Origin of the sequence: Nocardia sp. NPDC058114 (genome assembly GCF_042884695.1) — a bacterium.
Lineage (GTDB): Bacteria > Actinomycetota > Actinomycetes > Mycobacteriales > Mycobacteriaceae > Nocardia.
Window position 1 is genome coordinate 100,235 of record NZ_JBHVTK010000011.1, and the last position, 23,067, is coordinate 123,301.

General features: G+C 68.0%; 24 protein-coding genes. 16 read left to right on the forward strand and 8 right to left on the reverse strand.

Going from position 1 to position 23,067, the window contains the following annotated elements:
• Nucleotides 1-57: 57 nt before the first annotated feature.
• The 6 genes from ACFVVI_RS30295 (at nt 58) to ACFVVI_RS30320 (ending at nt 7,264) form a co-directional block, all read left to right on the forward strand.
• The gene (locus tag ACFVVI_RS30295; RefSeq protein WP_378637749.1) at nt 58-1,122 is read left to right on the forward strand and encodes a PhoH family protein; all 1,065 of its coding nucleotides are present in this window, start codon (nt 58-60) and stop codon (nt 1,120-1,122) included.
• Nucleotides 1,123-1,185: 63 nt separating this feature from the next.
• Nucleotides 1,186-1,734: an rRNA maturation RNase YbeY gene (gene ybeY / locus ACFVVI_RS30300; protein WP_364410399.1), complete on the forward strand. Its 549-nt coding sequence runs from the start codon at nt 1,186-1,188 to the stop codon at nt 1,732-1,734.
• A complete protein-coding gene (locus tag ACFVVI_RS30305) occupies nt 1,731-3,101 on the forward strand; it encodes a hemolysin family protein (protein ID WP_379313931.1) in 1,371 nt (456 codons plus the stop codon). Before ybeY ends, ACFVVI_RS30305 begins: the two co-directional genes overlap by 4 nt.
• Nucleotides 3,094-3,429 carry a cytidine deaminase gene (locus ACFVVI_RS30310; RefSeq protein ID WP_387447758.1) on the forward strand — a complete coding sequence of 112 codons (336 nt, stop codon included), beginning with the start codon at nt 3,094-3,096 and terminating at the stop codon, nt 3,427-3,429. Before ACFVVI_RS30305 ends, ACFVVI_RS30310 begins: the two co-directional genes overlap by 8 nt.
• Nucleotides 3,422-4,333 carry a GTPase Era gene (gene era, locus ACFVVI_RS30315; protein WP_379299443.1) on the forward strand — a complete coding sequence of 304 codons (912 nt, stop codon included), beginning with the start codon at nt 3,422-3,424 and terminating at the stop codon, nt 4,331-4,333. Before ACFVVI_RS30310 ends, era begins: the two co-directional genes overlap by 8 nt.
• Nucleotides 4,334-4,423: 90 nt before the next feature.
• Entirely contained in the window at nt 4,424-7,264 is a 2,841-nt protein-coding gene (locus ACFVVI_RS30320) for an ABC transporter substrate-binding protein (RefSeq protein WP_387447760.1), read from the forward strand.
• 6 nt (nt 7,265-7,270) lie between these two features.
• On the opposite strand, the gene ACFVVI_RS30325 is transcribed toward ACFVVI_RS30320, so the two are convergent.
• Complete coding sequence (locus ACFVVI_RS30325) at nt 7,271-8,698, reverse strand: amidase (protein ID WP_387447762.1); 1,428 nt, start codon at nt 8,696-8,698, stop codon at nt 7,271-7,273.
• A 142-nt stretch (nt 8,699-8,840) separates the two neighbouring features.
• Here ACFVVI_RS30325 and ACFVVI_RS30330 point away from each other — a divergent pair, with 142 nt between their 5' ends.
• From ACFVVI_RS30330 to ACFVVI_RS30370, 9 genes are all read left to right on the forward strand, one after another.
• A complete protein-coding gene (locus ACFVVI_RS30330; RefSeq protein ID WP_387447764.1) occupies nt 8,841-9,707 on the forward strand; it encodes an alpha/beta fold hydrolase in 867 nt (288 codons plus the stop codon).
• Complete coding sequence (locus ACFVVI_RS30335; RefSeq protein ID WP_378993872.1) at nt 9,694-10,293, forward strand: TetR/AcrR family transcriptional regulator; 600 nt, start codon at nt 9,694-9,696, stop codon at nt 10,291-10,293. Before ACFVVI_RS30330 ends, ACFVVI_RS30335 begins: the two co-directional genes overlap by 14 nt.
• 47 nt (nt 10,294-10,340) lie before the next feature.
• A complete protein-coding gene (gene recO, locus ACFVVI_RS30340) occupies nt 10,341-11,123 on the forward strand; it encodes a DNA repair protein RecO (RefSeq protein ID WP_101463905.1) in 783 nt (260 codons plus the stop codon).
• Nucleotides 11,124-11,176: 53 nt separating this feature from the next.
• The gene (locus tag ACFVVI_RS30345; RefSeq protein WP_378637531.1) at nt 11,177-11,992 is read left to right on the forward strand and encodes an isoprenyl transferase; all 816 of its coding nucleotides are present in this window, start codon (nt 11,177-11,179) and stop codon (nt 11,990-11,992) included.
• A gap of 77 nt (nt 11,993-12,069) precedes the next feature.
• Nucleotides 12,070-12,423, forward strand: coding sequence for a YbjN domain-containing protein (locus ACFVVI_RS30350; protein WP_243655106.1), 354 nt, complete (start codon nt 12,070-12,072; stop codon nt 12,421-12,423).
• A 75-nt stretch (nt 12,424-12,498) separates the two neighbouring features.
• Nucleotides 12,499-13,422, forward strand: a complete 924-nt coding sequence (locus ACFVVI_RS30355; RefSeq protein WP_387447767.1) for an ABC transporter ATP-binding protein — start codon at nt 12,499-12,501, stop codon at nt 13,420-13,422.
• 1 nt (nt 13,423) lies between these two features.
• Nucleotides 13,424-14,209, forward strand: coding sequence for an ABC transporter permease (locus ACFVVI_RS30360; protein WP_387447769.1), 786 nt, complete (start codon nt 13,424-13,426; stop codon nt 14,207-14,209).
• Nucleotides 14,210-14,301: 92 nt separating this feature from the next.
• On the forward strand, nt 14,302-15,465 hold the full coding sequence (locus ACFVVI_RS30365) for a sensor histidine kinase (RefSeq protein WP_387447771.1): 1,164 nt from the start codon (nt 14,302-14,304) through the stop codon (nt 15,463-15,465).
• On the forward strand, nt 15,462-16,067 hold the full coding sequence (locus ACFVVI_RS30370; protein WP_378993880.1) for a response regulator: 606 nt from the start codon (nt 15,462-15,464) through the stop codon (nt 16,065-16,067). The genes ACFVVI_RS30365 and ACFVVI_RS30370 overlap by 4 nt, the downstream gene beginning before the upstream one ends.
• Nucleotide 16,068: 1 nt before the next feature.
• On the opposite strand, the gene ACFVVI_RS30375 is transcribed toward ACFVVI_RS30370, so the two are convergent.
• On the reverse strand, nt 16,069-16,821 hold the full coding sequence (locus ACFVVI_RS30375; protein ID WP_387447773.1) for an LGFP repeat-containing protein: 753 nt from the start codon (nt 16,819-16,821) through the stop codon (nt 16,069-16,071).
• Between the two features lie 109 nt (nt 16,822-16,930).
• Nucleotides 16,931-17,539, reverse strand: a complete 609-nt coding sequence (locus ACFVVI_RS30380) for a TetR/AcrR family transcriptional regulator (RefSeq protein WP_387447775.1) — start codon at nt 17,537-17,539, stop codon at nt 16,931-16,933.
• A 103-nt stretch (nt 17,540-17,642) separates the two neighbouring features.
• Between ACFVVI_RS30380 and ACFVVI_RS30385 the strand changes: the two genes are divergently transcribed.
• Nucleotides 17,643-18,617, forward strand: a complete 975-nt coding sequence (locus tag ACFVVI_RS30385) for a hypothetical protein (protein WP_387447777.1) — start codon at nt 17,643-17,645, stop codon at nt 18,615-18,617.
• 94 nt (nt 18,618-18,711) lie between these two features.
• Here the strand turns inward: ACFVVI_RS30385 and ACFVVI_RS30390 are convergent, their stop codons facing one another.
• The 5 genes from ACFVVI_RS30390 to ACFVVI_RS30410 form a co-directional block, all read right to left on the reverse strand.
• The gene (locus ACFVVI_RS30390) at nt 18,712-19,842 is read right to left on the reverse strand and encodes a Fic family protein (protein WP_387447779.1); all 1,131 of its coding nucleotides are present in this window, start codon (nt 19,840-19,842) and stop codon (nt 18,712-18,714) included.
• A gap of 76 nt (nt 19,843-19,918) precedes the next feature.
• Nucleotides 19,919-20,689 carry an ESX secretion-associated protein EspG gene (locus tag ACFVVI_RS30395; protein WP_387447781.1) on the reverse strand — a complete coding sequence of 257 codons (771 nt, stop codon included), beginning with the start codon at nt 20,687-20,689 and terminating at the stop codon, nt 19,919-19,921.
• Nucleotides 20,676-22,010, reverse strand: a complete 1,335-nt coding sequence (locus tag ACFVVI_RS30400) for a hypothetical protein (RefSeq protein WP_387447783.1) — start codon at nt 22,008-22,010, stop codon at nt 20,676-20,678. Before ACFVVI_RS30400 ends, ACFVVI_RS30395 begins: the two co-directional genes overlap by 14 nt.
• Entirely contained in the window at nt 22,007-22,387 is a 381-nt protein-coding gene (locus tag ACFVVI_RS30405) for a hypothetical protein (RefSeq protein ID WP_387447785.1), read from the reverse strand. The genes ACFVVI_RS30400 and ACFVVI_RS30405 overlap by 4 nt, the downstream gene beginning before the upstream one ends.
• An 11-nt stretch (nt 22,388-22,398) precedes the next feature.
• Nucleotides 22,399-23,067: a DUF3558 domain-containing protein gene (locus ACFVVI_RS30410; protein WP_387447787.1), complete on the reverse strand. Its 669-nt coding sequence runs from the start codon at nt 23,065-23,067 to the stop codon at nt 22,399-22,401.

Genomic DNA, 23,067 nt, shown 5'->3' on the forward strand with positions numbered 1-23,067 from the left:
TAGCCACTTTTGAAGAACTCAGGCGAGATCGGCAACCCCACCAACCCCGTATCAGACATCGGCGCAGGCGGTAACAATGCTGGTCCCGCCGCGCGGACCGTGCGTTCCAGCATCGAGCTCGCCCCGGAGTCGGTTTTCGGTTTCCTCGGCTCGGCCGACCAGAACCTGCGGCAGCTGGAGAAACTCCTCCCGGCCGACATCCATGTCCGCGGCAACACCGTCACCATCACCGGTAAGGCAGGCGATGTGGCGCTGGCCGAGCGGGTCATCGAGCAGCTCGTGGCGCTGACCGGCCGCAACCGGGTGATCACGCCCGAGGCGGTTCGCCACACCATCTCGATGCTCACCGACGAGGGCGTGTCCGAATCGCCCGCCGAGGTGCTGAGCCTGGATATCCTGTCGCGGCGGGGCAAGATCATCCGCCCCAAGACGCTGAACCAGAAGCGCTATGTCGACGCGATCGATGACAACACGATCGTGTTCGGCATCGGCCCCGCGGGCACCGGTAAGACCTACCTGGCCATGGCCAAGGCGGTGCAGGCCCTGCAGTCCAAGCAGGTCACCCGCATCATCCTGACCAGGCCCGCGGTCGAGGCGGGTGAACGGCTCGGCTTCCTGCCCGGCACCCTCAACGACAAGATCGACCCGTACCTGCGCCCGCTCTACGACGCCCTGCACGACATGATGGACCCCGAAGCCATTCCGAAGCTGATGGCCTCCGGTGTCATCGAGGTCGCGCCGCTGGCGTACATGCGTGGTCGCAGCCTCAACGATTCGTTCATCATTCTCGACGAGGCGCAGAACACCACGGCCGAGCAGATGAAGATGTTCCTCACCCGCCTCGGCTTCGGTTCGCGGATGGTGGTCACCGGCGACATCTCGCAGGTCGACCTGCCCAACGGTCAGCGCTCGGGCCTGCGGGCGGCCGCGGAGATCCTCACCGATATCGACGACATCCACTTCTCGGAGCTCACCAGCGCCGACGTGGTCCGTCACCGGCTGGTCTCCGACATCGTCGACGCCTACGACCGCTTCGAATCCGAGACCCGCGCGGTGCCGGGCCCGCACTACCCGGGCAATCGCGCCCAGCGCAGGGCCGCGGGTCGCAGCGACCGGCGCTGAGGTGCGCCACGCTGGCCCGATGCCGCTCCCGGCGGCGTCGGGCCAGCACCGTACCCTGAACAGGTGAGCATCGAGATCGCCAACGAATCGGGCATGGACGTTCCCGAAGAAGACCTGGTCAGCGTCGCGCGTTTCGTGATCGGCCGGATGGACGTCCATCCTGCCGCCGAACTGTCGATGGTGCTCGTCGATCTCGACACCATGGCCGACCTGCACGTGCGCTGGATGGACCTGCCCGGCCCCACCGACGTGATGTCGTTCCCGATGGACGAGCTCGAGCCCGGCGGTCGTCCCGACAGCCCGGAGCCCGGCCCGTCCATGCTCGGTGACATCGTGCTGTGCCCGGAGTTCGCGATGGGTCAGGCGCAGAAGGCAGACCATTCGCTCGATCACGAGCTGGCCCTGCTCACCGTGCACGGCGTGCTCCACCTGCTCGGCTACGACCATGCCGAGCCGGAGGAGGAGAAGGAGATGTTCGCGCTGCAGGCCCAGCTGCTCGAGGAGTGGTACGTGAGCCTGCGCGAGGAGCAGCGCCGCGCCGAGCTGGCCGAGCGTGACGACCGTCTACTCGGCAAGGCAGGTTTCACCGCACCCGGTGAAGGCCCCGCGTGACAGCACTGACCCTGATCCCGCTGGCAATCGTGTTGATCGGTATCGGCGGGGTGTTCGCGGGCGTGGACTCGGCACTGAACACGGTGTCACGGGCCAGGCTCGACGACATGGTCCGCGAGGAGCGCCCCGGCGCCGCGCGACTGCGCAAGATCGTCGACGACCGTCCGCGCTATGTGAATCTCGTTGTCCTGCTGCGTATCCTGTGCGAGATCACTGCCACGGTGCTGCTGGCGGCGGCGACGCTGGACCTGTGGAACGAGAGCACGGCGCTGCTGGTCACCGCCGCGCTGATGGTTGTTGTCTCCTACGTCGTGATCGGCGTCGGTCCGCGTACCCTCGGCCGTCAGCACGCCTACTCGATCGCGTTGGCCGCCGCCGTGCCGCTGCAGATCATCGGCGCGGTGCTCAGCCCGGTCAGCCGCCTGCTGATTCTGCTCGGCAACGCGATCACCCCCGGTAAGGGATTTCGCAACGGCCCCTTCGCTTCCGAGATCGAGCTGCGTGAGGTGGTCGACATGGCCCGCGAGCGCGGCGTGGTGGCCGACGATGAACGCCGGATGATCCAGTCGGTCTTCGAGCTCGGCGACACTCCGGCTCGCGCGGTGATGGTGCCGCGCACCGAGATGGTGTGGATCGAGGACGACAAGACCGCCGCCCAGGCGATGTCGCTGGCGGTGCGATCGGGCCATTCCCGGATTCCGGTGATCGGCGAGAACGTCGACGACATCCGCGGCGTGGTCTACCTGAAAGACCTTGTGCCCTACGCTGATCGCGCCCGCAAGGTGTCGGTGGGCGATGTCATGCGGCCCGCGAACTTCGTCCCCGATTCCAAGCCGCTCGACGAACTGCTCGACGAGATGCAGCGCCGCCGCAATCACATGGCGCTGCTGGTCGACGAGTACGGCGGTATCGCGGGCCTGGTGACCATCGAGGACGTGCTCGAGGAGATCGTCGGTGAGATCGCCGACGAATACGACACCGACGAAACCCCGCCTGTGGAGGACCTCGGCGACGGGCGCTACCGCGTCTCGTCGCGGCTGTCGGTGGAAGACCTGGGGGAGCTGTACGGCCTCGACATCGAGGACGACGACGTGGACACGGTGGGCGGGCTGCTCGCTCACGAGCTGGGCCGCGTTCCGCTGCCCGGCTCCAAGGTGACCGTCTACGGGCTGGTGCTGCGCGGCGAGGGTGGCGCCGACGCGCGCGGGCGCATGCGAGTCAACACCGTGCTGGTGCGCCGGGCCGCGGACAAGGCCGACAAGGCGGAGAAGAAGACCGACAAGCCCCGCAAGGGCACGACCGACGAGGCAACCGCCGACACCGACACGGTGCGCGTGCCCGACGACAACGGAGAGCACCATGAGTGAACTGAACGCAGAGGACAACAAACTGCTGGTACTGGCGCGTGGCGCGCTGGGCCGCACCGGGGGTGCGAGCGGCGCCGCGGTGCGCGATACCGATGGCCGCACCTACGCCGCGGGCGAGGTCGGGCTGAACGCGCTGCGCCTGACCGCGCTGCAGGCCGCCGTGGCCGCCGCGATCTCGAGCGGCGCCGAGGGGTTCGAGGCGGCGGTCGTCGTCGGGGGTGACGCCGAGGACGCGGGCATCGACGCCGTGCGCGAGGTCTCGCCGTCGGCTTCGGTGATCCGCACCGACCGCACCGGCGCCGTGCTGAGCGAGGTGCACGGTGGCTGACTCCGGCAAGGAATTCCGTTCCGGCTTCGTCTGTTTCGTCGGCCGCCCCAACACCGGCAAGTCGACGCTCACCAACGCCCTGGTCGGCACCAAGATCGCGATCACCTCCTCGCGCCCGCAGACCACCCGCCACACCATCCGCGGCATCGTGCACCGCGAGGACGCCCAGCTGATCCTGGTCGACACCCCCGGCCTGCACCGTCCGCGCACCCTGCTCGGCCAGCGTCTCAACGACCTAGTCCGCGACACCTATTCCGAGGTCGACCTGATCGCGTTGTGCATCCCGGCCGACGAGAAGATCGGCCCCGGTGACCGCTGGATCGTCGAGCAGATCAGGATGATGGCGCCCAAGACCAAGATCCTCGGCGTGGTCACCAAGATCGACAAGGTGGGTCGCGACGAGATCGCGCACCAGCTGATGGCGCTGTCGAAGCTGCTCGGCCCCGAAGCCGAGGTCGTTCCGGTCTCGGCCGTGAAGGGCGAACAGGTCGAGGTGCTCGTCGACGTGATCGCCTCGCAGATGCAAGAGGGTCCGGCGTTCTATCCCGACGGGGAGATCACCGACGAGCCGGAGGAAACCCTCATGGCCGAGCTGATCCGCGAGGCCGCTCTGGAAGGCGTGCGCGACGAACTACCGCACTCGCTGGCCGTGGTGATCGAGGACATCGAGCCGTACGAGGCGAACGAGGACATGCTCGAAGTGCATGCCCTGCTGTACGTCGAACGGCCGAGTCAGAAGGCGATCATCATCGGTAAGAACGGTGCCCGCCTCAAGGAGGTCGGCACCAATGCCCGCAAGCAGATCGAGCACATTCTGGGCACCCGCATCTACCTGAACCTGCACGTGAAGGTCGCCAAGGATTGGCAGCGCGATCCGAAACAGCTGGGAAAGCTGGGCTTTTGACCGTTTGACGGTCGGCGGTTCGGGGTATCGTTCGGCGAACACGCCGGTTCGTTCGGCGTGCGTCGCTGATCGTCCGGGGAGGCCGTGGAAGTGCCCGATGCCAATGATGTCGGCAAGCTGCTGGAGCTGCTGCGGGCGCTCGAGATTCCCGACGCCCGCCCGCGCGTGCTGCGCACATTGGTCCACGGGCGGCGCGCGCTGCCGCGGCCGATCATCGAAGTCGTCGGCGTTGCCGGGCACACCGCGCTGGTCGGCGAAATCTACAGTTGGCTCAGCGAATCCGGGGGCAGGCGGGCGACGCCGCGCGTCAAGATCGACCTGCACGCGCCCGACCTGCCGCGCACGCTGCTCACCCCCGACCTCAACGCGATCGACGCGGGTCCGCACGCCAATGACCAGGAGATCCCCGGCCACTGCCTGCCGATCGTCCAGCAGCTGGTGGCGGGTTTCGCCGCCGACGACACCGCGATGGGCGCGATCAAGTTCCCGCGCTACCGCACCGCCGACTGGCTGACCCGCCAGCGGGTGACTTCCGACGAATCCGAGGCACCCGACGAGCTGCGTCGCAGACTGCCCAAACTGCTGCGTAGCGGTTCACCGACGAGCCGTTCCGACACCGCCGAAGGTGTTGCGGGCGACACGATTTCGCGAGTGGTCTTCGGTGTGCTGGCGCTGTGGCCGGTGCTGCGGTTGTGGCTGTGGGTGTCGGGGCGCATTCCCGGCATGTCGAAGGTGACGCGGTGGTTCTTGCACCAGCGCTACCTGGCGCCTGAATTGTCGGGCAGCTTCCTCGGTTTCGCGTCCCGGCTCACCGCGTCACATCGGGTCGACGAGAACGAGGAGCAGGTTGCCAAGCTCCTCGTGCACGCGTTTCTCGAGGACCTGCGCGATGCCTACCGACGCCGGATCTGGCGCCCGTCGAGCTGGCGGCGCACCGCGTACCCGGTGGCGTTGCTCGGTGGTCTGGCCGAGGGCAGCGACGGTGCGCGCATCCTCACCTGGATCAACGAAATCCGGAACGAGACCGGCCTTTTCGATCCGCTGGTCGTGGTGGCGCTGCGCGACGAAGGGCCCAGCCGTGAGGTCGGCGAGCTCTCGCACATCAGCGACCTCCGCCCGCTGCGCACCCTGGAAAGTCTCGCCGACGCGCCGACCCCGCAACCGCCCGATCCACTGCAGGAGTGGGTGCGCGAGATCGACAATCGGCGCACCCATCGTCAGGCCGACGCCTGGTTTCTGCCCCTGCGCGCGATCCTGCCGCCCGACACGACCCCGCGCGTCAGCGATGGCCGATTTCGCGGTCTCGCACTGCCGCCCGCGCCGCCGCTCGCCGCGCGCAGCTGGTTCGTCGGTCTGTGTGTGCTGATCCCGATCGTGCTTGCCGTGGCCGCGACCCTGGTCTACTTCCCGCCGCTGCGTGGCGCCGAATGCTCGCACTGGCCGTGGACCGACGGTGTCTCGGTGAGTTTGCGCGACGGTGAATGCGTCGGCTACAGCGACAACCCCCGCCAGACCTTCGCCGATGACCCCGAGCTGTCGGCGATGCAGCGAGAAGTGTTCCGGCTCAATGTCGCCGCGGCCGACGCGCGCGCGAACAACCCGAACAGACCCTTGATCTCGCTGGTGTACTTCGCCGGCCTCAGCTACGTCGACACCAATGTGCGCTATCCGCACGCCCAGGTCGAGGAGCTGGCCGGACTGGCGGTGCAGCAGCGTCGCGCATTGCTGGCCTCCGATGAATCGGAACCGTTGCTGCGCATCATCATCGCCAACGGCGGCTCCGATATGCGCCAGGCCGGGTGGGTGGTCGACAATCCGCTGCGCGAGCTCGTGGCCGACGATCCCAGCGTGCTCGGTGTGGTGGGAATCGATCGTAGCAACGACGAAACCCGCAAGGCCATCACGCGTCTCGGTGAACTCGGGGTGCCCGCGGTGGCCACGACCCTGTCCGCCGATGGTCTGGAGCAGGCATCGCCGCTGTATTTCCAAGCGGCACCGAGCAATACCGTGCAGGCCCGTCTCGTCGCCGACTATGTGCAGGGTGCGCGTGACCTCAACGGCGCATCGCGCTACGACAAGGTGGCGATCTATCACCCCGAGGCCGCCGGTGATCTGTACGTGACCACCCTGGTGGAAGATCTGCAGAAGGAGCTCACCAAACGCGGTGTGGCCCAACAGAGTATGAGCTGGCGCGAACAGCAGCAGCTCTACCGTTTCCCCGCACCGTGCGAGACCGCCGGATTCGACCGTCGCACCCTGCTGTTCTTCGCGGGCCGCAACGACGACTTCCCGACCTTCGCCAAATCGGTGAGTCGCGGCTGCCTCAGCGGCGCGGGCCCGGCGATCCTCGGCAACGACGCGGTGACCAGGCTGATCACCGATCCGAAGGCCACCGCCGCGCTTCCCGCCAACCTCACCGTGCGCTATGTGTCCAAGGCCTCGCCGGTCATGCTCGGCGGCGCCGATTGTGTCGGCGGCATCGGCAAGCTCGGCGACCAGCCGGTGCCGTTCGAACACGAGCAGCTGTGTACCGAACTGGCGGGGTTGATCGGGGACCTCCGTGGCTATCCCGACCTCACCGACTACCGGCCCACCTGGGCGGGTGACCGTACCGGTCTGGCCTTCGACGTGAGCGGCCTGTTCGTTCAAGCGGTGCGCAACAGCCGTGGCGTGCTGGCCGACCTCCCGCCGAACCGAACCGCCATCGCGGTCCAGCTGCGCGAGTCCGACTATCGCGGCGTCACTGGCACTCTCGGTTTCTCGACCAGCCGTGTCGCCGACGGCTCGTCGATCGCGGTGCTGGTCACCACCGCGGTCGGCGGCGCGGGACCACAGCGCTGCCTGATGATGTTTCCCCGGCAGACCGGCCAGGACGGTTGTCCGTCGGGTACCAAGAGCGACCTCGAAGGGTGGACGGAACCGGGCCGATAGGAACGGTCACCACCACTGCGCGGGGCGGTGACGTTCCCAGTGCAGTTCCGATTCCAGCTGGGCCGCCAGCGAGATCAGCAGTGGTTCGCTGTCGGCGGTGCCCATCAGTTGCGCACCGATCGGCAGTCCGGCGTCGGTGAAGCCGGCGGGCACGTTCACGCTCGGCCAGCCGAGCACGTTCCACGGCCAGGTGTACGGGCATGCGGCGGTGATCAGATTGTTCGTCGCACCGAAGCCGATGCCATCGATCTCCTCCACCTGCGGGGGAGGGGTCGCGGTGGTCGGCGCCAGCACCAGGTCGTAGTCGTCGAAGAACGAGCCGATGCGCTTGTGCAGCAGGGGTTCCGCGAGACGCGCGGCGGTGAGTGCGGGTCCGCTGAGCACACGTCCGATGCGCGCATTGGTGGTGGTCCTCGGGTCGACGACCGCGCCCGGCATATCCCGGTGCACCCGGCTGATCCCCGCCAGTGATCGTGGCAGGAAGGACGCGCCGATCATCAACCCGTAGTGCAGGTCTGTCACGGTGACGGTATGGCCGAGCGTGCGCAGGGTGGCGGCCAGCGCGTGCACGGCGGCCGCGATCTGTGGATCGAGCGCGGTGGTGGTCGCGGTGTACGGAATGCTCAGGGAGAGCGCAATTCTGAGCTTGCCGGGATCGCGCCCGACGGCCGCGCTCGCCTCGATGGGCGCGGGCTTGTGCCGGTCGCCCTCGTGCGGTCCGGCGGCGATGTCGAGCAGCAGCGCCGCGTCCCGCACAGTGCGCGCGAGCGGTCCGTTGACGGTGAGCCCGTTGAACGCCTCCGCCAGCGGCCAGGTGGAGATGCGCCCTCGCTGCGGCTTGATCCCGATCAGGTTGGTCCACGAGGCCGGGATACGCACCGACCCCGCGCCGTCGGAACCCAGCGCGGCGGGGACCAATCCGGCCGCGACCGCCGCCGCGGACCCGCCCGATGACCCACCCGGCGTGCGCGTGCGATCCCACGGATTGCGGGTGTGGCCGAACGCGTCACCGCTGGTGAACGGCAGCTGCCCCAGCTCGCAGGTATTGGCCTTGCCGACGATCACCGCACCCGCCGCGCGCAGCCGGCGCACCGATTCGGCGTCGGCGGATTTCGGCGTGAACTCCCCACCACACCCGAAGGCGGTGACCTCGCCGCTGATGTCGGTGTCGTCCTTGACCGCGATCGGCACACCCAGCAGCGGCAGCCGCACACCCGCCGCCAACCGCGCGTCCGCCTCGGCCGCCTCCTTCAGCGCGGCGTCGCGACGGACGACCCGGAACGCGTTGAGCGACGGCTGCGACGCCTCGATCCGGTCGAGCGCGTCGGCGACGGCGACGACCGAGGAAATACTGCCGTCGGCCACGGCCGAGGACAGCTCGGTGAGGCCGAGATCGGCCGAGGAATTCGGCGCGATGTGGTCGGGCGCGGACATGTGAGCTCCGTCTCTGCAGGTGCGTGGCTCGACCGTAACGCGAACCTGGTCACCCGTCCACATCCCCTAGGGTGGGTATAGACATACATACGGTATGTATGTAACAGTGGACGTGCCCAGTATTCGACCAGGGGAGGACCCCATGGGAATCAGCTCAGCACTCGGCCCGGCACGCGAGATCGCCCTGTCATCCGGCCGCATCCGCTATCACGACACCGGCTCCGGATCGCCGGTCGTCTTCGTCCACGGACTGCTCGTCAACGCCGATATCTGGCGCGGGGTCGTGCCCGGTCTGGCCGCCGCAGGCCACCGCTGCCTCACGCCCGACTGGCCGCTCGGATCCCACACCATCCCGATGCCCGACGCCGATCTCGGTCCCACCGGCATCGCGGACCTGATCGCCGAGTTCCTCGACGCGCTCGACCTCACCGATGTCACGATCGTCGCCAACGACACCGGTGGTGCGCTCACCCAGATCCTGATGACCCGCCGGCCGGAACGGATCGGCCGCGTCGTCCTGGCCGCCGTCGACTGCTACGAAGTGTTCCCGCCGCAGCCTTTCGCGGGCTTGCTGAAGGTGGCGAAGATTCCCGGCGTGATCCGGCCGCTGCTGGCGCCGATGCGCTTCGGGTTCATGCAGCGCCTGCCACTCGGATTCGGGCTGGTCACCAAACATGAACTGCCGCAAGAGATCGCGCAGTCCTATTTGGGGTCTGCCCGGCGCAACGCCGCCATCCGCGATGATCTGCGCCGCTTCGCCGCCGGTGTCGACAATCGATGCACCGTGGCCGCCGCCGAACGCTTCGGCACGGTCGATGCGCCGGTGCTGGTGGTCTGGTCGACCGAGGACAAACTGTTCCCGATGGCGCTGGCCGAACGGCTGGTCGCCGATCTCCCGCGGGCGAGCCTGCGCACCCTCGACAATTCCTACACTTTCATCCCCGAGGACCGGCCGGAGTTGCTCACCGAACTGATCGTGGAGTTCACTCGGCTGCATGCAGCGCCGTAGTCAGGAGGATCGCTCCCGGGTCACCCGAGCCGCGCTCGAGCAGGCAGGCCGTCGCCTGTTCGCCGAGCGCGGCTTCGCCGGTACGTCGGCCGAGCAGTTGGTGGCCGCCGCCGGTGTCACCCGCGGCGCCCTGCACCACCACTACGGCGACAAGCGCGGACTGTTCCTCGCGGTCCTCGAACAGGTCGAGACCGAGGCCACCGAGGAGATCGCGAGCGCTGTCGCCGCTGTCGACCGCGCCGACATCATCGGTGGCATGACCGCGGGGCTGGCGCGTTTTCTCGACATCTGCGCCCGCCCGGAAATGCTGCGCATCGTGTTGATGGACGCCCCGACCGTCCTCGGCTGGCCCGCTTTCCGCGAATTCGAAGCTCGCCACGGACTCGGCCTCATCACCGACGAACTGCAACGCGCCACCGACGCGGGCCTGATCCCGGTCGCCCCCGTTCCGGTACTCGCGCAACTCTTGCTCAGCGCCATCACCGAAGCCTCGCTCATCGTCGCCCACGCCGATGACCCCGACCGTGCTCGCATCGAAACCCAGCAATCGCTGCTGCTCCTCATCGCCGGTCTGCTCCAGTCCTGATCCGTGTCCGTGACCGCGGTGTCGGGCGCACATGGAAGACTGGGCGCGTGCGGTTGTATCGGGATGAGGCGGTAGTGGTTCGCCAGCACAAGCTGGGCGAGGCCGATCGCATCGTCACGCTCCTGACCAGGCAACACGGGCTCGTCCGGGCGGTGGCGAAGGGGGTGCGGCGCACCAAATCGAAGTTCGGGGCGCGGCTCGAGCCGTTCTCCTACATCGATGTGCAGTTGCACCCCGGGCGCACGCTCGACATCGTCACCCAGGTCATCACCGTGGAGGCGTTCGCCGCCGACATCATCGACGACTACGGCCGCTACACCACCGCGTGCGCGATCCTCGAAACCGCTGAGCGTCTCGCGGGTGAAGAACGCGCACCCGCCCCGAAACTGCACGTACTCACCGCGGGTGCCCTGCGCGCGATCGCCGCCAAACAGCGACCCCACGAACTGATCCTGGACGCGTACCTGTTGCGCGCCATGGGTTTCGCCGGGTGGGCGCCCGCGCTCGACGAATGCGCCCGCTGCGCGACCCCCGGCCCGCACCGCGCCTTCCATGTGGCAGCGGGCGGTGCGGTCTGTGTGCACTGTCGTCCGCCGGGCGCGAGCACGCCCATCACCGGGGTGCTCGATCTGCTCGTCGCCCTGTTGAAGGGGGAGTGGGCCTACATCGACAGCGTTCCCGACAACGTCCGCCGCCAGGCCAGCGGTCTCGTCGCCGCCCACCTGCAGTGGCATCTGGAGCGCCAGTTGCGCACGTTGCCGCTGATCGAGCGATCCCGTATCGAACCCGCGGACCGGCCCGACGCCGCAGTCGTGGGCCGGGTCGGCTGAGCAAACGGCGCGAAGCCGGAGCCCGTGCAGCCCGTACCCGGCGATCAGGCAGGATGGACGCCGTGATCCTGCGTCGTGACTCCTCTCCCGCGAGCAAGGACGGCACCCGCACCGTGCGGCCGCCGTCCCAGCATCCCTCCGGCGCGCGTCCGCCCGCGATCCCGCCCGAGCTCGTCCCCAACCACGTCGCGCTGGTGATGGACGGCAACGGCCGCTGGGCCCAGGAGCGTGGCTTGCCGCGCACCGCCGGACACGAACGCGGCGAGGCCGTGCTGATGGACTCCGTCGAAGGTTGCATCGAGATCGGCGTGAAGTGGCTCTCGGCCTACGCCTTCTCCACCGAGAACTGGCGACGCAGCCCCGACGAGGTGCGTTTTTTGATGGGCTTCAACCGCGACGTGATCCGCCGCCGCCGCGACGAGATGCACGAGATGGGTGTGCGGGTGCGCTGGGCCGGGCGCCGGCCCCGCCTGTGGCGCAGCGTGATCAAGGAACTCGAGGTGGCCGAAGAGCTCACCAAGGACAACGACGTGATGACGCTGACCATGTGCGTCAACTACGGTGGTCGTGCCGAAATCGCTGACGCCGCAAGGGAAATCGCGCGCCGGGTGGCTGCGGGCGAGATCGACCCGGAGAAGGTCGACGAGGCCACCGTCGCGAAGTACCTCGACGAACCCGATATGCCCGATGTCGATCTGTTCCTTCGCCCCTCCGGCGAGTTCCGCAGCTCGAACTTCCTGATCTGGCAGGCGGCCTACGCCGAATTCGTGTACCAGGACACGCTTTTCCCCGACTTCGACCGGCGTAACCTGTGGGACGCGTGCCTGGAATACGCCAAGCGCGATCGCCGCTTCGGTGGCGCCAAATGAGTGACGACGGAGCCGAGATGGATACCACGGTCTCACCCGAAATCGACCTGCAGGCGCGCACCGGCGCGTGCCTGCAGATGCAGGACGTCGATGTCCGGGTGGACGCGGACGGGTCGCTGGGCTTCGAATACGACGGCGCCCTGTGCTCGATCCGCGCCGTCACCCTCGCGCCCGGCCTCACTGTGCTGTCGCTGACCAGCGTGCTGGCCTGGGATCGTCCGCTCAAGGCGGCCCTGCACAAGCGCGTCGCCGAACGCAACAACGAGATCCAGTTCGGGTCGGTCACGCTGATCGCTCGTGGCCAGCTGGGCGACGTCATTCTGCGCTACACCTTCCCCGCCGAAGGTCTGGACGACGGGGCACTCACCACCATGCTGCTGCTCGCGCTGTCCGGTGCGAGCCGAGCCCGGCAGGGGTTGCTCGCGCCGTAACCCATGACACCTGTCATGGGCGAATGGTGACAGTCGGCTCAGGTTTCGCGGCCTCGTCCGCGCGAATCTTGAACCATGCCTTCACCACGAACAACCAGCGCGGCCATCGAGCTGCGCGACCTGCGCAAATCCTTTCCCGGAACCACGGGTCCGGTCCGCGCCGTCGACGGTCTCGATCTGACCGTGGCGCCGGGCGAGATCGTCGCCTTCCTCGGCCCCAACGGCGCGGGTAAGTCGACCACGATCGACCTGCTCCTCGGCCTGACCGCTCCCGATTCGGGTACGGTCGCGGTCTTCGGCCAAGCGCCGGAGGATGCCGTGCGGGCCGGGCGGGTGGCCGCGGTGCTGCAGTCGGGTGGGCTGCTGCCCGACCTCACCGTCGGCGAAACCGTTCGCTTGGTCGCCGCCCTGCACGCCCGGCCGCGGCCGGCGCCGGAAGTCCTCGAGCGGGCGGGCATCGCCGATATCGCCGACCGCCTCGTCGGAAAGTGCTCGGGTGGCCAGCAGCAGCGGCTGCGGTTCGCGCTGGCACTGCTGCCCGACCCGGACCTGATCGTGCTGGACGAACCCACCACCGGCATGGACGTGTCGGGCAGACGCGATTTCTGGGCGGCCATGCGCGAAGACGCCGTGAGTGGCCGCACCGTGCTGTTCGCCACCCACTATCTCGACGAAGCCGATGCCTACGCCGACCGGATCGTGCTGGTGCGTGCCGGTCGTATCGTCGCCGACGGCAGCGCCGCCCAGATCAAGAACCTGACCGTCGGCCGGACCGTGGCGGCCACCCTGCCCGGAGCCGACCCGGCCCACCTGTCCGCGCTGCCCGGTGTCGAGCAGGTGGAGCTGCGCGGTGATCGAATCCTGGTGCAGGCCAGAGACTCCGATGACATCGCCCGTTTCCTGCTCACCCACACCGCGGCCCACGACATCGAAATCACCACCCACAACCTGGAATCGGCGTTCCTCGCGCTGACCTCCGCACCCGAAGGCGAGCGCTGACATGATCGAGACAACCCGCACCGCGACGAAACCGGTGCGCACACCTCGCCTCGGCGGCTTCAGCCCGGCTTTTCTCTCGCTCGAACTTCGCCGCATGCTCCGCAACCGGCGCACCCTGATCTTCACCCTGATCATGCCGCCGGTGTTCTTCGTGATCTTCGGTCTCCAGGGTGGAAACCGGGACGAGTCCTTCGGTTCGGGCAACGTCACCGGCTACATCATGGTGTCGATGGCGCTCTACGGCGCCCTGCTCGCGACTACCAGCGGCGGCGCGATGGTGGCGGTCGAACGTGCCCACGGCTGGACCCGCCAGCTGCGGCTGACACCGCTGCGGCCGGTGGCCTACGTGGCGACGAAGATCGCGGTCGCGATGTCGCTGGGGCTGGTGGCGGTGACGACGGTGTTCGTCGTCGGCGCGCTCTGCGGGGCGAGCCTGACGCCGGTGGCCTGGGTGGCCTGCTTCCTGCTCGCCTGGGTGTGCTCGCTGGTGTTCGCGGCCTTCGGTCTGCTCATGGGCTACCTGTTGCCCTCCGAGAACGTCATGCAACTGCTCGGCCCCGGACTGGCGATGCTGTCGTTCGCGGGCGGGCTGTTCTTCCCGATCCACGGGTGGTTCGCCGCCGTGTCGAAGGTGCTGCCGACCTACGGGGTCGCCACCCTGGTGCGTACCCCGTTCGGTGACACCGGTGCGGGCACCATCGCGCTGGCCGTGGTGAATGTCGTCGCGTGGACCGCGGTGTTCGTGGTGGGCGCGGCCGCGCTGTTCCGCCGGGACACCGCTCGTTGAACGAACGATCACCCGGGCCGATTCGTGGGTACCGTCGGTACTCGCCGGGTCGGCCCGCGTGGCTGCGCAAGTGCTGTGAGAAGGGATTGCTCGTGAGTTCGGGTGACTTCGTCGACCGGGTGTTCGGCACCGGGGCGACCGATACCAGCGGCATGCGCCGCGGGTGGTTCGGTGCCGCGCTCGCGGCGGGATGGTTGCTGTACCTGGTACCGCAGATCTACGACAGCTGGGTCGAGCACGGCACGGTGCGGTCGGTCGGTGCGACGGCAGCCGTGCTGGCGTTCGGCGGGCTGATCGTGACGGCGTTCGTCGTCTTCCGCCGACTCGACTGGGACGAGCAGGACGATCCGCGGTCTGTCGATCCGCGGATCTGGCCGTTGCTCGCAGGCATGGCCGCGTTGTCGGTGGTGATGATGGCGCTGCTCGGCGCGGCCGCGCTCCCGACCGTGCTCTACATCGCCGCGGTCGCGATCTTCTCGCTGCCCACCCGGCTCTCGTTGGTCGTGGTGGTGGCGGTATCGGCGACGATGGTGGCGATGCCCGTGTTCGCGCCGGGTCGGTGGCTCGGTGGCACGGCGCTGGTGCTCGCGGTGATTCCACCGGTGATCTGGCTCGCCAGAGAGATCGGCTTGCGCGGCAGGCGACTACAGGCGATCACCCGCCGTCAGCGCGCCGACCTGGCGATCGAGGCCGAGCGCAATCGGGTCGCCCGCGATGTGCACGACATCCTCGGCCATTCCCTCACGGTGATCACCATCAAAACCGAACTCGCGCAACGCCTTATCGATGTCGATGTGGCGCGCGCCAAGACCGAGCTCGCCGATGTGGAACGCTTGGCCCGCGAGGCGCTCGCCGGGGTGCGCGACACCGTGGGTGGTCTGCGTGAGGTGAGCTTGCGCCGAGAACTCGCCACCGCGCACACCGCGCTGACCGCAGCCGAGATCGTTGCTGTACTGCCCGATTCGACGATGGTGGACACGCGGCACAGTGAACTGTTCGGCTGGGTACTGCGCGAGGCGGTGACCAACGTCGTGCGCCACAGTGCTGCCCAGCACTGCACCGTGGTCGTTACCGAGAACAGCATCGAGATCACCGACGACGGCCGTGGCTGCGACGTCACCGCACCGTCCGGTTCGGGTTTGCGTGGGCTGGCCGAGCGACTGCGCGCGGCCGGTGGCACGCTGACCATGTCGACGCCATTGGGCGGCGGCGTCGGCCTGCTGGCGACGGTGCCCGCGGAAGGGAGTGTCCGATGATCCGGCTGCTGCTCGCCGACGACCAGGCACTGGTGCGCGGCGCGCTCGCCGCCCTGCTCGGTCTGGAATCCGACCTCGAGGTGGTCGCCGAGGTCGGCCGCGGCGACGAAGTCCTGGCCGCGGTGACCCGCACCAGCCCCGACGTGGCACTGCTCGACATCGACATGCCGGGCCTGGACGGCATCGAGGTCGCCGCCCGCGTGCACGCCGAACACCCGCGCGTGCGAATCCTCATGGTCACCACGTTCGGGCGCCCCGGCTACCTACGTCGCGCCATCGATGCGGGCGCGAGCGGGTTCGTCGTGAAGGACACTCCCGCACGGGAATTGGCCGACGCGGTCCGCCGGGTACACCTGGGACTTCGCGTCGTCGACCCGGCGCTGGCGACCGAGACCCTCACTGCCGGAACGTCTCCGCTCACGGCCAGGGAACGTCAAGTGCTCGCCGCGGCCGCCGACGGTTCGGCGGCCGGGGCCATCGCCGAGCGCTTACACCTCTCGGAAGGGACTGTGCGCAACCATCTTTCGGCCGCCATCGGCAAGACCGGCACCCGCAACCGCGCGGAGGCGATTCTGGCGGCGCAGCGTCAGGGCTGGTTGTAGCTCAGCGCTCGGGCTTCCAGGTGATCTTGCCGCCCGTGAAATCCTGGGCCTTGCCGCCCTGGTAGTCGTACTCGTCGCTGGTGGGATAGCCGTAGCGGCCGTTTTCGCCGCCCGCGCGGATCCAGTCGGCCTGGATGCTGCCCCACACCGCGTGCGCGCCGGTCTTCGACGTCCAGTAGATGGCGCCGGTCGGGAACATGGTGAACTGGCCGTCGCCCTTGCCCGCCGCGGACACGTCGGTGAGCGGGAAGCCCAGCGGGCTCGACTCCCAGCCCAGCGCCGCCCACTTGTCGCGGATCGGGCCGCTGATCTGGTGTGCGCCGGTGCCGACGGACCAGTAGATCGAGCCCTTCTGGAAGTGGTTGAAGCGACCGCCGCCCGACGGGGTGGACTCCTCGCGGGTGGTCGGGTAGCCGAGCTTGCCCGACTCGTTGCCCGTCTCGGCGAACTTGTCCCGGATCTGACCCGAGACGGTGTTGGCGTTGGTGTCGGGATGCCAGTAGATGGCCGCGTTGTTGGCGAAGGTCTGGTACTTGCCGCCGGCTGCCGCGTCGGCTTCCGGGGAGGTGGGCTCGCCCAGCGCCGGGCCGCCCGCCTGGTCGTATTCGGTCTCGATCGCGCCGCCCACCTCGAATCCGCCGATCATCCTGGCCTGCGCGGTGCCTGCCATCGCCGCGGGCAGCGCGGCCACGACGGTCACGGCTGCCAGCGCGGTCAGGCCGCGTGATCGAAGGGTTCGACGGTGCAAAGTCACAGGAAACTCCCTGGTCGGATCGGTATTCAACGATGTCCGGCGCTCGGGACCCCCTCCGGTGCCGCACCCGAACCTACCCGTTCGGCGGCGGTGGCAACAGTGGCCTTGCTCACCGGGGATGGTGCGGAGGTCCCGGCAGCATGACCTCGAGACCGCGGGCGAAATCCTCCGGGTCGACGTCGGCGAGCAGGAGGTGCTGCAGGATGAAGCCGGGCAGCAGCCCGATGAGCGTTTTGGCGATCGCGTCGGAATCGGTGCCCGGTGGCAGCCAGCCGGACTCGCACAATCGGTCCGCGTACTCGAACCACAACGCGCGCATCGACGCGATGGCCGCGCGTACCGGGACGGCCGCCTCGTCCGAGACCAGCGCGAGCGCCCACGCCTGTGGGGCGAGCCGCAGCGGTCCCTCTGGCCCACTGCGTTTGACGATCTCGGTGGTCAGCAGTCGGATGACCTCCGCCGGGGGAGGCGCGGTCTCGGTGCGGATGATCTCGGCGAGCCGCTCGCGCAGCGGCCCCATCGTGCGTTGCACGAGCGCGGCGATGATCTCGTTCTTGCTGGCGAAGTACCGGTAGACCGCGCCCGCCGACATCTGCGATTCGGCGAATACGTCCTGCATCGAGGTCTCGTGGAAGCCCTTCCTGGCGAAGCACAGCTGCGCGGCGTCGAGGATCTGCTGCCTGCGGCGTTCCAGGTGTTCTTCGCTGACTCGGGGCATGGGTCAAAAGTAAAACGAATGTCCGTTCTTGACAAGCGAGGTGGGCGGTGTCACGGTAGGAACATCAAAAAGAACGAACATTCGCTTTAATGGGAGAAATCGCATGACGATCACCCGCCGAGCAGTAGCTCTCGGCCTCGCGGCCACCGCGATCCAGGCCCTGATGCTCATCGCTTTCGCCTGGCCCGCCGTCAATATCGGCCCGCGTGATCTGCCGATCGCCGTCGCGGGTCCTGGCTCCGTCCAGGTCGCCCAGCAACTGCGGCAGCGCGATCCCGAGGCCTTCGAGATCATCACCGTCGCCGACGCGCAGCAGGCGCGAAACGCGATGGCCGACAACGAGATCTACGGCGCTGTCGTCACCGGCAACGGTGCACCGCAGGTCCTGGTCGCCTCCGCCGCCTCGCCCGCCGTCGCCCAGCAGCTCACCGCCGTGGCACAACAACTCAGCGGTATCCCCGTCGCTCCGGTCGAGGACGTGATCGCCGTCGATCCCGACGACCAGCGCGGCGCGGGCTTCGGCTCGATGGTCCTGCCGCTGGTCATGTCCGGTATGGCAGCGGGCATCCTGCTCACCCTGCTGGTCCCCGCCTTCGGGTCCCGGCTCGCCGGCCTGGCCGCCTTCGGTATCGCGGGCGGGCTCCTGAGCACCCTGATCTTCCACACCTGGCTCTCGATCCTGCCCGGCTCCTACCTCGAACTGGCCGCCATCGCGGGCCTGGCCTCCTTTACCGTCGCCGCCGTCATCGTCGGCCTGGCCGCCGCGATCGGCCGCCCCGGCATCGGCCTGGGCGCCCTCACCATGCTGCTGGTGGGCAACCCGTTCTCCGCCGCTACCTCGGCCCCCGAACTCCTGCCCCAGCCCTGGGGCACCATCGGCCAGTTGCTCCCCCCGGGCGCCGCCGCCGCCCTGCTCCGCTCGGTCGCCTACTTCGACGGTGCCGGCGCCCTCGCCCCCCTCACCGTCCTACTCGCCTGGGCCGCAGGCGGAGTCGCCCTCCTCGGCCTCGGCGCCCTCCGCTCCCGCCAGCTGACCACGCCGACCGCATCTCCCGAACCGGTGGCAGTACCCGCCTGACCCGCCCCGCGAAAACGCTCCGCACGACCAACTCTCGTGCGGAGCGTTTTGGCTGTGATGTCGAGCGGAGCCTGTGGCTGCGGAGATTCGGCAGCTACTCCGTGTTCGGCTCGGCGATTTCCGTCAGTTCGTAGGATGTGCTTCGGCCGCTCGAGTCGGAGCGTCGCAAGGCGCCGAGCTCGATGAGTTCGTTGATGTCGCGGAGGGCGGAGGCCTGGGACGTTTTGGTGATGATCGCCCATTTGCGGGTTGTCAGGTTTCCGTTGAAACCGTCCAGGATTCGGTTGAGCATTTCGGTCTGACGGGAGTTCATCGCCGTGGTGTGCCACGTGCGCCAGAAGCGGGCTTTCGCGAGCGCTGCGTCGATGGTTCGGTCGGCGTTGTTGATGGACTGGAGTAGCGCATCGAGGAACCAGAGCAGCCAGGCGGTGACATCGAGGTCGCCGCGTTGGGTGCTTTCGAAGATGGCGTAGTAGTTTTTGCGATCGCGCTGGATCTGGGCGGACAGGCTGTAGAACCGGCGAGGGCTGTGTTCGGAACGGGCCAAGGCGAGATCACCTATCGCGCGTGCGATTCTGCCGTTTCCGTCATCGAAGGGATGAATCGTCACGAACCACAGGTGTGCCAGGCCGGCTTTCAGCACCGCGGGTTCGGGGGTTTCCGCGTCGAGCCACATCAGGAAGCGGTGCATGTCGTCGTCGAGGCGGGAGGCGGGTGGGGCTTCGAAGTGGACTCGCTGCCGACCGTATGGTCCGGAGATCACCTCCATCGGTCCGGTCTCATCGGTTCGCCAGCCGCCCACCCGGATTCGTGAGATGCCGGAGTAGCCCGTGGGAAAGAGTCCTGCGTGCCAGCCGAACAGGCGCTCCGCCGTCACCGGTTGGTCGTGATGGCGGGTGGCGTCGAGGACCATATCGACGACACCGTCGACCCGGCGGTCGGTGGGCGTTGTCGCGCCGATATCGACACCGAGCCTGCGAGCGATGGACGACCGGACCGACGCCGCATCGAGTAACTCGCCTTCGATGGCGCTCGACTGCACGACGTCAGTGGTCAGCGCTTCCAGCCCCGCGCGTTCCTGTGTGGCGTCGTCGGCGTGGGTGAGTCGACCGTGCAGGCGCCCCTGGGCGAGCGCGACCTCTGCCGTCGGTTTGGCGAGCAGAACGGCGTCGTAGGTGAAGCGAGGCCAGTTCGTCGCCTCCCAGATGTACCCACGGTTCGTCATGCAGCGATATTACCGTCTATTCGCTGCATAATTTGAAGCGAATAGACGGGTAATCGCTGCATCGTGCGCTGTGCGGTTACCCGGTGCGGTAGTCGTCGGTGCCGAATTCTTGGTGGTAGCGCTGGGCTCGGGTGAGCATGCGGTAGATGCCGGCGATCATGCGGTCGGTGGGGAGGGGTTCGGCGACGATGGGGTCGCCGGTTTTCACGTAGTAGCGGCCGTCGGGGTAGTCCATCCACCAGAAGGTGCGGGCGGGGGTGGGGCGCGAGTCGAGGGCGGGGCCGGACAGGGCCGAGATCTCGCCGAAGGCTCGGCGGGGGCGGTGGAACATGCGGTTGAGTTGGTCGGCCGAGCTGAGGCGGCCCGCGCGGTACTCGAAGTGGTCTTCTTCGACGGACAGCTGGTCTCGGCGGACCTCGACCGGCGCCTTCTTACCCGGCTTCGTGCGGGGGAGGGCAGCGACCGTCAGGGCTGCTACCTGGCTGGGGGTGCAGTAGGTGAGGGTGATGTCGGCGCCGGTGTCCTCCGCGGCGCCCGGCGCCTGTTGCAGGGTGGCGCCGACCGCGCCGCGAATCGCGCCGTGGAAGCGGATGATGTTCGTGTTGTCCTGTCCCACATAGCCTTTGGATTCGACCCTGGCATCGGGGTCGAGCAGAACGGCGAGGGCGCGTTCCACCGCCGGGTCGTATTTGCGGAGGAGGGCGTCCACCGCGGCTTCCCGGTGCTGCTTCAGCTCGTCGAATTCGGCGATGTCGGTGCGGTATTGGAGCGGATAGGGGAGGCGGTCACGGCCGTAGCCGGACCACAGGATCTCGAATTCGATGCCGGTGAATTCAGCGCGGTGCACTGTCGTCGTCTCCGCCGATCACCGGGGGCACGGTCCTGATCTGGTCCGCGCCGAGCAGGAGGTCACCGTTCTCCTGGGTGATCAGGTAGTCGGGGATGTCCTTGGTTCGTTCGTCGTCGGAGGTGCCGCGACCTGCGCCCGGTGCGCCCATGCCGCCCACGCCCGCTGCGCCGCGACCGGTGGCGGAGGTGGTGCCCGCGCGGGTTCCGGTTGCTGCCCCGGCAGCGGGGGACGGGGTGCCAGGGGTGCTTCGGCCGGGAGTGGCGCTGGTCGGGGTGCCGCTGCCGCGCGGGGTGCCAGATCCGCCGGGCCCGCTGCCGGTGGGTCTGCCGGAGCCGGGAGCGCCGGTGCCCGGGGCGCCGACACCGGGTGTGCCGAGGCCTGGCGTAGTTGCACCAGCGTTGGTCGGCGCGGTGGTGTTCGGAGCTGTTGTGGTGGGGGTGGTGGATTGCGGTGTGGTGGTGGCGCTCTGGGGTGTGGTCGAGCCCGCGTCTGTCGAAGAGGTTGTGGTGGAAGGCGGTTCGGTAGCGGCATCCTCGGGTGTCGCGCTGTCGCCGTTCGTTCCCGCCGCCGGGTCTTCGGTTTCGCTGCCAGCTGCGGTCGAACCATCTCGACTGTCCACGGCATTCGTCTCGCTGTTGCTGCCCGGTCCACCGTCGTCGGCGATGGTCGGCGCGGTCGGCAAGAAGGGAACGCCGTTGTCGGTTTGGCCGGCGACCTGGCTGTACACGGAGCGCAAGATCCGCCTGCCCTCCTGGGTGGCTTCGTCGCGGTTGTGATCGTCGACCTTCATCACACCGTCGGCGGGCAACGACTTGCCGGTGACGTTGGTGCGCTCGGTGAGGCCGGGCATCAACGCTTGGGTCTGCTCGATCCCGGTGCGCATCTCGGTCAGTTTGAGGCTGATCGCAGTCGCGGCCTGAGAGAGTGGAATCGATTGCTGCGCATAGTTGTTCACGGCCGCGACGGCGGCGGAAGCTGCCGCGCCCGTCCATCCGCCATGGCCGCCCGCGCCGGTGACGGTGCGGGCGAACTGCTGGTTGAACCCGGTGAAGGTGCCCATCAGCGCGCCACCGATATTCGCCCACGCGGTGACCGCGTCATCGACCAGCTGTGGCTTCATCGCCGCGACCGCCGCCTGCATCTGCTCTAGCGTCATGCTGTCGTAGTTGTCAGGGGTGGTGATGTGCGGGGGTTGGATGTCGCCGCCGAAGATCGTGGCGTAGTTGCCGGCGAGCTGGCGGTCGTAGATCTTGGCCCGCTCGGTATTCCACTGCTCCTGAGCTGCGATCACCTTGCTCTTGTAGTCCTCGTAGGTCACAGGTGTTCTCCTGTCGCGGAGATCTCGGCACCGGTCGCTTCGTCCTGGGCAACGAAGTTCGCAATCGCTTTGGCCACAACCTCTTTGGCTGTCTTGACCGTTTCGATGTGCTGCCTGATCACTGTATCCAACGCACGATCACCTCCGGCTGCGGTGAGCGAGAACTTGTTCTCGAGGATCTTGCTCGAGTCGAACGAGCCGAACCCGCCGACTCGTCGCACACTTTCGATCATCTCGTAGACCTCCTCGAGCCGGTCCAAGTGGTCGTCGCACACGCGATCGAGGTCTTTGCCTGTCTCGGGATCCAGTGACAGTTGACCGGCCTCTGCCTGACCGAGTAGTCGGCTCCATTGAGTCGGATCTATGCCGAGCACCATCAGCTGTCCCCTCAGCTTGTGGGCAAGTACTGAACCAGTGCGGTGCTCAGTCGCCGGGCCTCGCCGCAAGGTTCGCTGGCCCCTTCAGCGCTGACGCGGTTCTGCACCTTGAAATCGACCGATCCGGCAGGCACTTCGACACTGACGTAGCAAGCGACGTCGTTCGCGGAGCCGATCGGTCGGAACTCGAGCGCATTGCGGGATCCGACCTGGAGGTCGGCCCATCCGGTGTATTCGCTGGTTCGCTGCCTGGACTCGGCAAGCGTGTGCGCAGACGACATCACGGAGAAGGTGTACTTCTTAGCCGAGTCCGTCCAGTTGCAGACCTTCCATCCAGTGAAGTCCACTCCCGCGACATCTTTCTTCTTGCTTCCCACGTTCATCCCAACCGCGCCGACAGCCGAATCCGGCAACGAACACGGATCCCACACCTTCGCCTCGGCATCCACCGAAGTAGGACTCGCCGCCACACTCACACCGCTCGTCTGCGGAGTAGCCGTTCCCTGCTCCCCCTCACCGCACCCCACGACAGCCAACCCCGCCACCGCGACAACGCCGAACACCCTCGCCGCCGCACCTCGAACTGCCATGTCTTCGTCCCTCCCACAGAACCGGTGCCCGTTCATGACGTCCCCGCTCCGAAGATCGTAGTCACGCTGATACGCATCGCGAAAGGTCAC

What these genes read in the sequence shown, in the direction of transcription:
- ACFVVI_RS30310 (WP_387447758.1), top strand. Translation starts at nt 3,094, where the DNA reads ATGAGTGAACTGAACGCAGAGGACAACAAACTGCTGGTACTGGCGCGT.
- ACFVVI_RS30325 (WP_387447762.1), bottom strand. Translation starts at nt 8,698, where the DNA reads ATGTCCGCGCCCGACCACATCGCGCCGAATTCCTCGGCCGATCTCGGC.
- ACFVVI_RS30330 (WP_387447764.1), top strand. Translation starts at nt 8,841, where the DNA reads ATGGGAATCAGCTCAGCACTCGGCCCGGCACGCGAGATCGCCCTGTCA.
- ACFVVI_RS30335 (WP_378993872.1), top strand. Translation starts at nt 9,694, where the DNA reads ATGCAGCGCCGTAGTCAGGAGGATCGCTCCCGGGTCACCCGAGCCGCG.
- ACFVVI_RS30345 (WP_378637531.1), top strand. Translation starts at nt 11,177, where the DNA reads ATGGACGCCGTGATCCTGCGTCGTGACTCCTCTCCCGCGAGCAAGGAC.
- ACFVVI_RS30350 (WP_243655106.1), top strand. Translation starts at nt 12,070, where the DNA reads ATGCAGGACGTCGATGTCCGGGTGGACGCGGACGGGTCGCTGGGCTTC.
- ACFVVI_RS30355 (WP_387447767.1), top strand. Translation starts at nt 12,499, where the DNA reads ATGCCTTCACCACGAACAACCAGCGCGGCCATCGAGCTGCGCGACCTG.
- ACFVVI_RS30360 (WP_387447769.1), top strand. Translation starts at nt 13,424, where the DNA reads ATGATCGAGACAACCCGCACCGCGACGAAACCGGTGCGCACACCTCGC.
- ACFVVI_RS30370 (WP_378993880.1), top strand. Translation starts at nt 15,462, where the DNA reads ATGATCCGGCTGCTGCTCGCCGACGACCAGGCACTGGTGCGCGGCGCG.
- ACFVVI_RS30380 (WP_387447775.1), bottom strand. Translation starts at nt 17,539, where the DNA reads ATGCCCCGAGTCAGCGAAGAACACCTGGAACGCCGCAGGCAGCAGATC.
- ACFVVI_RS30385 (WP_387447777.1), top strand. Translation starts at nt 17,643, where the DNA reads ATGACGATCACCCGCCGAGCAGTAGCTCTCGGCCTCGCGGCCACCGCG.
- ACFVVI_RS30390 (WP_387447779.1), bottom strand. Translation starts at nt 19,842, where the DNA reads ATGACGAACCGTGGGTACATCTGGGAGGCGACGAACTGGCCTCGCTTC.
- ACFVVI_RS30405 (WP_387447785.1), bottom strand. Translation starts at nt 22,387, where the DNA reads ATGGTGCTCGGCATAGATCCGACTCAATGGAGCCGACTACTCGGTCAG.